This is a genomic window from Streptomyces bobili, from assembly GCF_002154575.1.
GTDB lineage: Bacteria > Actinomycetota > Actinomycetes > Streptomycetales > Streptomycetaceae > Streptomyces > Streptomyces bobili.
The window spans coordinates 1-11,684 of record NZ_MUBA01000159.1 but is presented as its reverse complement, the minus strand read 5'-3'; the positions used below and the strand labels follow the sequence as shown (position 1 = coordinate 11,684).

Here is an 11,684-nt window from a genome sequence, read left to right as displayed (position 1 = left end):
GTCCTCCGCCAGCCGCAGCGGGTTCTCCCAGCCCAGCGGGATCACCGCGGTGCCCAGCTCGATCCGGCTGGTGCGCTGAGAGGCCGCCGCGAGGACGGCGACGGGGGAGGAGATGCCGAACTGCAGGTGCCGGTGGCGCAGCCAGGCGCTGTCGAAGCCCAGCCGCTCGCCCAGTTCGATGATCTCCAGCGTGGTCTCGTGCCCGCGGCGCGGGTCGGCCTCGTCGAACAGGCCGATGGTGAGGAAGCCCAGCTTGCGCAGCGGGCGTGGGGTGGACGGCATCGGTTCCTCCTCGTCGACGGCGGGCACCGCCGTGCACCGGTACTTCCATGATCGGGCCGGGGGGCGGGTCAGGCCAGCGCGATGGTGACCTCGTCCTCGACCGGTGGATCCAGTTCCTGCGCGCGGTTGCCGGTGGCCGCGTAGCAGCGCAGCCGCACGCTCTCCGGACTCACGTCCAGACGCAGGAAACACTTGAAGAAGGGCGGGCTGTACGTCGCCGAACTCGGCGAGAACAGCGACGTGTAGATCTTGCGCACCGGCAGCCGGAACCGCGTCCCGCGGTCGGGGCGGCGGGCGGTGCCGAGCAGGGTGGCGACCAGCCGGATCCGCCGGGTGAGGCGCACCGGGCCGCCGGGGCCGCGGGTCGGCGGGATGCCCAGCCGTTCGGCGATCACCGCGGTCGCCTCGTCCTCGGTGAGCGAGAAGAAGCGCCGCAGCCGCAGCCGCCGGCCGTACAGGCGGCTGTAGAAGGCGAGGGAGTCGCCGCGCAGCGGATAGCAGCGGAAGCCGGCCTCCTCGACGCCGCCCACGGAGACGCGCGGGATGGTGTGCGTGGCGTGCATGAAGGCCCCGCCGCCGCCCGCGACGACGTACTGGAGGGTACGGCCGTCCGGCAGAGCCACCGGATACCGCTGGTAGTTGTGGATGTCGCCGCCGATCGCCGCGACGAAACGGTTCTCGGGGTCGCGCACGATCTCGTCGACCGTGCCGCCGCCCTCGATCGGGCAGGGCTGGTGCTCGCCGTCCACGTACAGCGGCGAGCCGGTGATCAGTATCTTCGGGCGCGGCCCCCGCGCCACCTCCCGCAGCCAGGCGCCCTGTTCGGCGTCCAGGGTGCCCAGCAGGCCGGTGTCTATGCCGATGATGCGCACCGGCCCGGAGTCGATCGCCCAGTAAGGGCCCGGCTGCACGGCCCGTTGGGACGCGTGCCCCCGCAACGCACGGGCCTCGTCGAGGCGTTGGCCGTCGCCCTGGCGTGGCCGGTGCCACAGCCGCGAGCGCAGCCAGGCCCGGCCGGACGGCCGGGGCGCGGGCTCCGCGGGCAGCGGCGGGGCGTCGCAGAAGACCCGCATGAAGGCGCCGAGGTCCTCGTACCAGTCGTGGTTGCCGGGTATCGCGTATATCGGGGCCCGGTAGTCGCGGTACGGGCGGAAGAACTTGCCGTCGTAGTCGTCCGCACTGCCCACGGGATAGATGACGTCGCTCGCCAGGACGGCGAAACTGGTGTCCTGACCCACCTTCAGGAAGCCCGGCACGGCGGCGTACTGGGGGTCGTCGCCCTCGCCGGTGTCGCCGATCACCATGAAGGAGAAGCGGTCCGGTTCCGGGCGCCGGATCACCTTGTCCGCCGGTGCCCCGGCCGCCGTCCGCTGCTCCACCCACCGGCCGCGCGTACGGCCGGTGGGGTCCCCGAACCAGGACGCCAGCACGCCGTTGCGCGCGGCCCACAGCATCCTGGGGTCCAGCCACGAGATCTTCTTCGTCTCGGCGGGCATCAACTGCCCGTAGGTGCCGGGGTCATGGGCGCCCCAGCCGGCGCCTTGGGCGGTATCGCGCGAGGAGTCAGACACCGGTGCACCGTAACAACGGGTCCGGGACGGGACGGCGGGCAGGGGGCCCCGGTTCAGTCCCGTCCACCCCGCTCCAGAGGGATCCGCTCGCCGGCCTCGACGGCGACCGGCAGCCGGTTCTCCGCCGGCGGCAGCGGGCAGGTCGCCAGATCGGTGTAGGCGCACGGCAGATTGCCGGCCCGGTTGAAGTCCAGCGTCACCCGGCCCTCACCGTCCGGTGCGGCCAGTTGCAGGGAGCGGTTCGCGGCGTACGTCGTCACTCCCGAGGTCGCGTCCGTGAACAGCACGGTCAGGCCGCCCGGAGTACCGCCGTTGAACGCGGTGAGGCGGTACGTCGTGCCGTCCAGCTCGAACTCGACCTGGCCGGGGGAGTCGTAGACGTGCTCCAGACCCTCGACGGCGGCGCCGACGGTCACCGGCCGGGGCCGGGGGTGCGGCAGGAAACGGCCCTCGCGCACCCAGCGCGGATCCGGGGCGTACGCCGGAGTGTGGGAGAAGGCGGTGCGCAGGGCGTTGCCGGGGTGACGTGGGCGAAGGATGTCATGGCCGCCGCGCTTGGCGACCTCGATCAGCGCGTCCCCGGCGGCGACGTACACGCTGTCGCGCTCGGCGATCGCCCCGAACGCGTACCGGCCGCGCACCACCGTGCCGTCCAGGGTCAGTTCCTCGCCGTCGGCGAGGTCGACGACGACTCCCTCGGCCGTGCTCGACCAAGCGCCGGGCGCGTCGTCGAAGCGGGCGGGCTCCGGGCTCAGCCAGTGCAGGCCGGTGATCGCCAGGAATCCGTGCGGGCCGGCGAGGACCTCCTCCTTCCGGCGGTGCCACAGCTCCCACTCCCGGACGAAACCGGTGCGGTCGATGTCCCTGTCTTCCTGGACGGTCATGCGCGCTCCCTCGGACGGTGTACCTGGCGGACCGACGAACGCCTGGTACAACCGCCGGGACGGCGGGTCTCATCCTCGTCCGCCGCGCCGGACACCGGATTTCACACACCCGCAACGTGCGCGGGAACGACGGTGCCCGCGCACGTGGGGGCGCCGCGGCCCTACCGCACGTCGCACACCGGGCCGCCCCCGTGCCGGACGCTCACCTGTCGCTCCACGAACGGCGGGGGACGGGCCGGCCGGCCGTCCGGTCCTCCTCGGGGACGGCGGCCCGCCCGGCCCGTGCGGTCCGGTTCCAGTCCCCCTCGCCGAGCACCAGCAGCGGGTCGAACATCACCACCACCGCGGCCAGCAGCAGGAAGATCACGGGCCCGATCAGCATCGGCAGCAGCAGCGAGGTCGGGGCGTCGCCCACCCACGACGGGGACACGCCGTGCACATGGACACTGACCGCCGCCATGCCCGTGTAGTGCATCCCCGACACCGCCACGCCCATCACCAGGCTCGCCCCGAGGCTCGTCACGAACCCGCGGATCGAGACGGCCGCCCACAGGGCCGCCGTCGCGGCGACGACCGCGATCAGCACGGACAGCGCGACCGTGAACGGGTCGTAGCGGATGCTGCCGTCGAGGTGCATGGCGGCCATGCCCAGGTAGTGCATGGCCGCGACACCGAGTCCGGTCACGGTGCCCGCGAGGCACAGGGCCGCGACGCCGGCTCCGCGATACCCCACGATGAACACGCCGATCCCCACCACGACGACGGCGACCAGGAGACTCAGCAGGGTCAGGCCGGCGTCGTAACCGATCCGGGCCTCCTCCACCTGGAAGCCGATCATGGCGATGAAGTGCATCGTCCAGATCCCGCAGCCGATCGACGCCGCCCCCAGCGCCAGCCAGCCGGGCCGCCACGACTGCGCGTCGAGCAGCGAACGCACGATACAGCGCAGGCCGAGCGCCCCTCCGAGACAGGCCATCACATACGCCGCGACGGGTGTCACCCACCCGTACCGGAACCCGTCGACCGTGCCGTCCATCACCGAACTCCCCCCAGAGTGACGGTTGTTGTGAAAGCAGGTCTACGGGGCGTGGGGCGAGGAAGCAAGCCTTTGCCGTGTGCCGTCGTGGCGACACGGTGCCGGAACCGGACCGATCGCCCCCTGTGCGGGCGCGGACGTCCCGCACGCGAGGCTCTCCGCGTGCGGGACGTGGGCGGGACGTGGGCGGCCCTCAGTTCAGCGGGTCGAGCGTCAGGTACGCCTGGAGCGGCGACCCGTCGTGCACGAGCGACTCGTGATGGCCGACGTCGTCGAAAGCGAACGCGTACGCCTTCCCGTCAGCCATCTGCGCGTGGATCTTGCGCGCGTAGTGGTTGGTCACCGTGTCCTGGTAGAAGCCCGCCGAGGTGGAGTCCGGCTGGTTCGGATTGGCCAGGAGCGTGGACCGGTTGAACCCGGCGCAGAGGGTGCGCGAGATCGGCCCGCGTACGGCGTCGTTGGGGGCGTCCAGCAACCGATGACAGCCGAACACGCTGTCCGCGTCCGGCTTCTGGAAGCTGGTGACCACGGCGCCCGCGCTGTTGGTGAAGTTCATGACGCCGCCGGAGACCCGGCCGAAGTACTTCGTGCCCGGCTGGTCCGCGAACGGCGTCACCGTCAGCGTCGAGGTCGCGTACTTCTGCCAGACGCGGTTGATGTAGTCGTCCAGGACGGTACGGGGCAGGGCCCCCGTCTCCACGCCGTACAGCGGGGACAGCGCCCGCAGGACGGTGCCGTCGGAGCGGGTCTGGATCAGGTTCGCCCAGCCGCCGGGCTGCCCGCGCAGCGCGTTGAAGAAGCCGTTGTAGCCGCCCGGCCTGAGCCGGCCGGTACTGACCGTGCTCCCGTCGGAGCGCTGCACCCCGACCGCGTACGGCGCCGAGAACATGTCGACCTGGGTGCTGTTGAGCCACAGCCCCGAGTCGTTGAGCGTGTACTCCGACCAGTTGAACAGGATGTTCCGGTTCGGGTCGCTGGGGTTCTGCACGGCAGGCTGCACGAGCCCGCCCGTGGTCAGCCGGAACACCAGCTTCTGGCCGTACGAGAAGTAGATGCGGCCGGAGAACTTGGGGATCCGGATGGTCGCCGACCCGCCGGCCGCCGGGCCCGTGATCGAGGCGTCCGGCGCCGGGGTGGGCGGGTTGCCACCCGCGGGCCAGGCGTGGAAGGTGCCGTTGGCGTCGGCCCAGCCCTGCTGACCGGTCGTCAGGAGGGTGCCGAGGTTGTAGACGTAGAGGGGTTCGCCGCGCCCCGAGTTGTTCGTGATCTTGAGGGGGATGGTGGCGGGGACGGCGGCCTGGGCCGGTGGGCCCAGGCTGAGCAATGTGCCGACGAGCGCGGCGGCTCCTGCCGCTGCCGTCAGCCGGGATTTGAGTGTGCGGAACACTCTCCACCTCCGTGCGGGTAGGCCTGTGGGGTTGGTCCGTACCTGTTGAGAGCGCTCTCAACGTCGCACCAGGTAGTGAACATGTCAATGACTGTGCGCGAAGAGGTGGCTGCGGGGGCCTGCCGGGGGTGCTGACCGCGGCTTTCTGGGCCGGTATGTGCTCTGTGCTCTGTGCCGGTGGGGGTGTGGGAAGCGCGCGGGTGCTTGTGCTCCTGTGGGGGCCCGGTGTGTGGGCGGGTGCCCGCGTCCGTGGTCGCTGCGGACGTGCGTGGGCGCTTGCGCCTGTGGTCGTCGCGGACGTGCATGGGTGCGTGCCGGTGGCTGCCCCGGACGTGGGTGGGTGCTCGTGTCCGTGGCCGCCCGGACGTGGGTGGGTGGTCGTGTCCGTGGCCGCCCGGACGTGGGTGGGTGGTCGCGCCCGTGGTCGCCCCGGAGTCAGAAGGTGCGGGTGAGCAGGTCCAGCAGGGCCGCCCAGTGCCGCTCGGAGGCGGCGTCCTGGTAGGCGGCGGTGTCGGCCTGGGTGAATCCGTGCCGGGCGCCCTCGTACACCTCGCAGCGGTGCCGGACGCCGGCCGCGGTCAGGGCCTTCTCCAGCCGCTCCTTCTCCTCGGGCGGCAGCGCGGGGTCGTCGTCGGCGTGGCCGAAGTACAGCTCGGCGGTGACCCGGCCGGCCACCAGGTGCGGACTGTCCGGCGCCTCGGTCGCCAGCCGCCCGCCGTGGAAACCGGCCGCCGCCGCGACCCGCTCGGGATGGGCGCCCGCGGTCAGCAGGGAGAGGCGGGCGCCCATGCAGTAACCGGTCACCGCCACCGGACCGTCGGCGACCAGCGGGCTCCGCGCCATCCAGCGCAGATACGCGCCGGCGTCCCGCGTCACCAGGTCGGGGGTCAGCGACCGCATCACCGGGAGCAGCCTCTCGAAGATGTCCGGGCGGGCCTCCGTGTCGATGAACTCGGGCAGTTCGACGACGGGGCTGCGCCCGTGGCGGTAGAAGACGTTCGGCACCAGCACGGTGTACCCGGCGCCGGCCAGCCGGTCCGCCATCGCCCGCAGATGCGGGCGCAGGCCGAACGCGTCCTGGTACAGCAGCACGCCAGGACGGGGCACGCCGGCGGCGGGACGGGAGAGGTAGGCGTCCGCGACCCCGTCCTCGGTGGGGACGTCCACGGCTGTTCCCTGAACGGAGGTCATGTCGGCGTGCCTCTCTGCATGGTGCCGAGCCGCCGCCGGGCCGGGCCGATCGACATCGTTGCATGCGCCATCGAGCCGGCGGTGGCGGGGCCCGGTGGCCGGCACTCCGCTCTGTGCCCGGCCTACTCGAAGCGTGAGGCGTCACCCGCTCCGTACCGGACGATCTGCGCCTCGCCCTCCGAGAAGTCGATGACCGTGGTCGGCTCGGTGCCGCAGTCCCCGGAGTCGAGCACCCCGTCCACGGAGTTGTCGAGCAGGTCCTTGATCTCCCAGCCCTGGGTCATCGGCTCCTCCTCGCCCGGCAGCAGCAGCGTGCTGGACAGCAGGGGCTCGCCGAGTTCGGCGAGCAGCGCCTGGGTGACGACGTGGTCGGGGATGCGCACGCCCACCGTCTTCTTCTTCGGGTGCTGGAGCATGCGCGGCACCTCCTTCGTCGCCGGGAGGATGAAGGTGTAGCTGCCGGGCGTCGTGGCCTTGATCGCGCGGAACACGTCGTTGTCGACGTGCACGAACTGGCCCAGCTGCGCGAAGTCCTGGCAGACGAGGGTGAAGTGGTGCTTGTCGTCCAGCTCGCGGATGGACCGGATCCGGTCCACGCCGTCACGGCTGCCGATCCGGCAGCCGAGCGCGTAGCAGGAGTCCGTCGGGTACGCGATCAGCGCGTCTGCCCGGATGGCCGCCGCGACCTGGGCGATGGTGCGCGGCTGCGGGTTGTCTGGGTGAACGTCGTAGTACTTCGCCATTGGGGGAGCTTATGCCGTGCCGCGGGGTCCGGGCCGCCACCGACGGCGCCGGGCGCCCGGCACCTCGGGACCGGCCGCTTTGACATGAGTATGTCGGCATACCTATCGTGACTGTCATGTCCGACTCCAGCGCGCCCACCGGGGGCACCGACCGCCTTGCCGCCGAGCTGGCGGCCTGCCTCCCCGCGCTGCACCGGGCACTGGACCGACGGGTCGGTTCCGCCTACCCGTACCCGAAACCGCCCGAGGGACAGCTCCTGCTGCTCAGGTTCGTCGCGCGGCACGAGGGCACCACCGTGCGCGAGGCCGCCGACGCGCTGCTGATGAAACCCAACAACGTCAGCGCCCTGGTCTCCCAGATGACCGAGCGGGGCATGCTGGAGCGCCGCCAGGACAGCACCGACAAACGCGTCGCCCGCCTGTACCTGACGGCGACCTCGCGGCGGCGCCTCGCCGAGGTGCGCGACCTGGAGACGGGCTACCTCTCCGAGGCACTGCTGTCCCTCACCGACGGCGAGATGGACGCTCTCGGCTCCGCGATCGGGGCGCTCATCTCGCTGACGCGCCACCTGCACGCCGCGGCGCACTGAGACGGGGCAGGCCCCTTCCCGGCCTGAACCGGGCAGGCACTGTTCCGCCGCTTCTCCCCGCGGACGGGACTCAGCAGCCGCTTCTCCCCGCCGACGGGACTCAGCCCGCCCGGGACCGGCCGTGCCGCGCGCCGTGTGGGCGCCGCCCGCCACGCCCTGCGTAGAACCACGCCTTGCGTAGAACCACGCCTTGCGTAGAACCACGCCTTGCGTAGAACCACGCCTTGCGTAGAACCACGCCTTGCGTAGAACCACGTACTTCGTAGAACCACGTACACAGACAAGGCTCTTCCATGCCATCCACCACCGTGGACCACTCCGGCCTGCCCGCGTCCACCGCGGCGCGGCCACCGGCCACCGGCCGCTTCCGATCCAACGCCTGGCTGACCCTGTGCGCCGTCGCCTTCGGCCTGTTCATGGTCCAGCTCGACGCGTCCGTCGTCGCCATCGCCAACCCCGAGATCGGCCGCGACCTCAAGGCCTCCACCGCTGATCTCCAGTGGGTCACCAACTCCTACCTGCTGGCCCTGGCCGCCACCCTCATCCTCGGCGGCAAACTCGGCGACCGCTTCGGCCGGCGCACGTTCTACCTGGTCGGCGTCGTCGGATTCGCCGTCTCCTCGGTCGCCATCGGACTCTCCGGCTCCATCACCGGCGTCATCGTCTTCCGTGCCCTCCAGGGCGTCTTCGGCGGCCTGCTCATGCCCAACACGCTGGGGCTGCTGCGAGCGGTGTTCCCGCCGAAGAAGTTCGGCATGGCCGTCGGCATCTGGGCCATGGTCTCCGCCGTGTCGACCGCGCTCGGCCCGATCGTCGGCGGTCTCCTCGTCGAGCACGTCAGCTGGGAGTCGGTGTTCTACATCAACCTCCCCATCGGCGTCGTCGCGTTCGCGTTCAGCGCGCTCGTACTGCCGCAGTCGCGCAACTCCACCGGACACCACCGCTTCGACGTTCCCGGGGTGCTGCTGCTCGCCGTCGGCCTGCTCAGCCTCGTCCTCGGCGTCGTCAAGGGCGAGACCTGGGGCTGGACCTCCGCGGGAACCTGGGCCGCCATCCTCGCCGGTCTCCTCGTCCTCGCCGCCTTCGGCTGGTACGAGACCCGGGTCGAGCACCCGCTGCTGCCCATGCGCCTGTTCCGCAACCGCTCGCTGACCGTCGGCGCGATCATCACCGCGCTCAACTTCTTCGTGCTGCTCGGCGCGATCTTCTTCATCATGCTGTACCTGCAGAACGTGCGCGGCTACACCCCCGTCGAGGCCGGTGTACGCACCCTCCCGCTCAGCCTCGCCTCGCTCGTCGCCTCCCCGCTCGGCGCGGCCCTCACCGGCCGGTTCGGCGCCCGCCTGTGCATGCCCCTCGGCATGATCCTTCAGGGCGTCGCCTGCTTCGGCCTGCTCACGTGGTCCACCGACTCCTCCTACGCCACCATGTGGCCGCCGTTCGTCGCGCTCGGCCTCGGCGTCGGCATGGTGCTCGCCGCCTCCTCGGACGCCATCGTCGGCAACGCCCCCGTCCGGGACGGCGGAGTGGCGGGCGGCCTCCAGGCCACCATGCTCCAGATCGGCGGCGCCCTCGGCACCTCCGTGCTGGTCTCCGTGATCAGCGCCAGGGTCGGCTCCACGCTCGGCGGCGAACTGACCCGGGCGGGAGTCCCCGCGGCGACGGCCGCAGGGCTCGGCGAGGCCAAGGACGCGGTCGCCATGGGTGTCGCCCCCGTCTCCGCCGCCATGCCCGGACAACTGCGGGCGGCCGTCGCCGAGGGCAGCGCCCAGGCCTTCATGAACGGCCTGCACGCGGCGTCGGTGGTGACGGGCCTGCTCTGTCTGGTGGGCGCGGTGGTGGCCGCGGTCGGCCTCGGGGGGAGGGGCTCGGCGGCTCCGCGCGGGGCGGACGCGGGCGGCGTCACGGTCTGAGCGCCGGGCTGCGCGGTGTCGCGCTGTGCGGGTACGGCCTGCTTCCGGGGTCTGTTCGTTCGCGCAGGTGCGGGTGGCTGTCGTCGTGGCCGGGTGGGCGGAACGGCCCGTACGCGGGCGTCGGTGGTGACGGGCCTGGTCCGTCAGGCGGGACGGGCCCGAGCGCGCCGCCCTCCTGTCCGGCCGGACGGCGGCGTCCTCGGTGTCCGTCCGGGCCCGCCCTCCGGTCCCCTCGGCTGCCTGCGTCGGGCGGTCGTCGGTGTCCGTCCGGGCCCGCCCTCCGGTCCCCTCGGCTGCCTGCGTCGGGCGGGCGCCGCCGGTTCTCCCGGCCGGGGCGGCACCTCGGAACTGGCCGCCCGGCCGCCGGCGCCCACCCCGCTTCGGCTGGTCGGTCGGGGTCGGATCGGGCCTCTGCCCGCGTGCGTGAGGTAACGTCCCCGACCGATATGACTGGTTCGGCCCGCGGAGGGCCGTGAGGGACGAGGAGTGTGGGCCGACATGACCGGCCGGGACGGCGAGCGGCGGCACGCGGAGGCGGCGGTGAGCGGGCAGGCGGACTCGGCGTGGGCGCAGGAACTCCTCGACCATCTGCGGCCCACCGGCCGGGACATCGCGAGGGTCGTCGACTGGCTCGGCGCCACCGTCGGGGCGAGCGTCTCCCTGTGTGACGAGCACGGCACGCCCCTCGCCGGTTCACCCGCACCGCTCGACGAGGGTCTGGTGACGGACATCGTGAACGGTCGCCTCGCCTCCGCCTCCTGGGAGGGCGACGGCCGTCACCTGCGGCTGATCCGCGTGGAACTGCCCACGCCCGCCGCGGCCGGCGTGCTCGCCGTCGTGCGGACCGCGCCCTTCGACCGGCGCGCCGGCGACATCGTGACCCACACGGCCGCCGCCCTCGAACTTCTGCTGCGCGCCCGGCGCACCGACGCCACCGGACACCGCCTCGCCCGCGCCACCTCCGACCTGCGCCTCGCCATCCTGCAACTGCTCATGGTCGAGGACACCAGCGCGGCCCGCAGGGTCGCCGCCGGTCTCTGGCCCGGCCTCCTCGACACCGACACGGCCTGCGTCTACGTCGTCGAGAGCACCCCCGAGTCACGCGACCGGCTCGCCGAGGCCTGCATCGAGGCCACCCGCGAACAGAGCTTGGTCGTGCGCTGTCCGGCCGTGGACGCCCACGTCATCGTGGTGACTCCGCGCGACACCACGGCCGCCGACCTGCGCGACGTGTGCCGCCGGCACCCCGGCACCTTCCTCGGCGGCAGCGCCCGCCAGAGCCTCGCCCACACGGCCGCCGCCTACGGGCAGGCCGTCAGCGCCCTCGCCGTCGCCCACTTCCGCCCCGACAAGACGGCCGTCTACGCCGAACGCACCCACCCCGAGCGCCTGATGGACCCCGCCGTCCTGCGCGCCTGGACGACCCGGCTGCTGCGCCCCCTGGACACCCTCGCCCACCACACCCGTGCCGAACTCCTCGCCACCACCCGGCTGGGCCTGGAGTTCACCGCCGTCAGCGCGGCGAAGGTGCTCGGCGTGAGCCGCAACACCGTCCGCGCCCGCATGGAACGCGTCGAGAACCTCCTCGGCGCGGACTTCTCCGACCTCGCCGTCCGCGCCGCCGTACATCTCGCCCTGAACACCGAGGCGGGTCTCACGGAGGACCGAACCGCGGCAACCGAGGTACCCGTCCGCCTCGGTGACCTGCTCACCGGGCCCGCCCTGCGCACCTGGGCGTACGGCCTGCTCGCCCGCCTCGACTCCGACGGCCGCGACCTGCGCGGCACCCTGCGCGCCTGGATCTCCGCCGGCGGCAACGCCGAGCGGGCCGCCCAGCTGCTCGGCGTGCACGCCCAGACCGTCCGCGAGCACGTCCGCGGCGCCGAACCCGTCCTCGAACGGCGGCTCCTCGCCGCCGGCGGCGACCTCTACGAGGTGGTCCTCGCCCACCTCGCGAGCGGCGCGCTCGACCCGCCCGACCTGTACCCCGACCTGCACACCGAGGTGAACACCGACCTCCGGGCCGACGCCCGGCCCGATGTCCGCCAGGCGGAATCGGGCCATCCGGACTCACCTGTGCACAGGTG

General features: G+C 72.6%; 10 protein-coding genes. 3 read left to right on the top strand and 7 right to left on the bottom strand.

Annotation, left to right across the window (positions count from 1 at the left end):
- The 7 genes from BZL64_RS14005 to BZL64_RS13975 all read right to left on the bottom strand — a co-directional run.
- A partial coding sequence (locus BZL64_RS14005) for an LLM class flavin-dependent oxidoreductase (protein ID WP_143663122.1) occupies window positions 1-282 on the bottom strand: 282 nt, incomplete at its 3' end.
- 68 nt (window positions 283-350) lie between these two features.
- Window positions 351-1,853, bottom strand: a complete 1,503-nt coding sequence (locus BZL64_RS14000; RefSeq protein WP_086769510.1) for a metallophosphoesterase family protein — start codon at window positions 1,851-1,853, stop codon at window positions 351-353.
- Between the two features lie 53 nt (window positions 1,854-1,906).
- On the bottom strand, window positions 1,907-2,737 hold the full coding sequence (locus BZL64_RS13995) for a DUF1684 domain-containing protein (protein ID WP_086769509.1): 831 nt from the start codon (window positions 2,735-2,737) through the stop codon (window positions 1,907-1,909).
- Between the two features lie 202 nt (window positions 2,738-2,939).
- Window positions 2,940-3,773 carry an MHYT domain-containing protein gene (locus tag BZL64_RS13990; RefSeq protein ID WP_086769508.1) on the bottom strand — a complete coding sequence of 278 codons (834 nt, stop codon included), beginning with the start codon at window positions 3,771-3,773 and terminating at the stop codon, window positions 2,940-2,942.
- Between the two features lie 193 nt (window positions 3,774-3,966).
- Complete coding sequence (locus BZL64_RS13985; RefSeq protein ID WP_086769507.1) at window positions 3,967-5,160, bottom strand: glycoside hydrolase family 64 protein; 1,194 nt, start codon at window positions 5,158-5,160, stop codon at window positions 3,967-3,969.
- Window positions 5,161-5,595: 435 nt separating this feature from the next.
- Window positions 5,596-6,351 carry a dienelactone hydrolase family protein gene (locus BZL64_RS13980; protein WP_086769506.1) on the bottom strand — a complete coding sequence of 252 codons (756 nt, stop codon included), beginning with the start codon at window positions 6,349-6,351 and terminating at the stop codon, window positions 5,596-5,598.
- Between the two features lie 122 nt (window positions 6,352-6,473).
- Window positions 6,474-7,094: an L-threonylcarbamoyladenylate synthase gene (locus BZL64_RS13975; RefSeq protein WP_086769505.1), complete on the bottom strand. Its 621-nt coding sequence runs from the start codon at window positions 7,092-7,094 to the stop codon at window positions 6,474-6,476.
- Between the two features lie 116 nt (window positions 7,095-7,210).
- Here BZL64_RS13975 and BZL64_RS13970 point away from each other — a divergent pair, with 116 nt between their 5' ends.
- The 3 genes from BZL64_RS13970 to BZL64_RS13960 all read left to right on the top strand — a co-directional run.
- Entirely contained in the window at window positions 7,211-7,684 is a 474-nt protein-coding gene (locus tag BZL64_RS13970) for a MarR family winged helix-turn-helix transcriptional regulator (RefSeq protein WP_086769504.1), read from the top strand.
- 293 nt (window positions 7,685-7,977) lie between these two features.
- Window positions 7,978-9,597 carry an MFS transporter gene (locus BZL64_RS13965; RefSeq protein WP_086769503.1) on the top strand — a complete coding sequence of 540 codons (1,620 nt, stop codon included), beginning with the start codon at window positions 7,978-7,980 and terminating at the stop codon, window positions 9,595-9,597.
- A 498-nt stretch (window positions 9,598-10,095) separates the two neighbouring features.
- Window positions 10,096-11,684: helix-turn-helix domain-containing protein (locus tag BZL64_RS13960; protein WP_107430289.1), on the top strand; the 1,589-nt coding region annotated here is incomplete at its 3' end.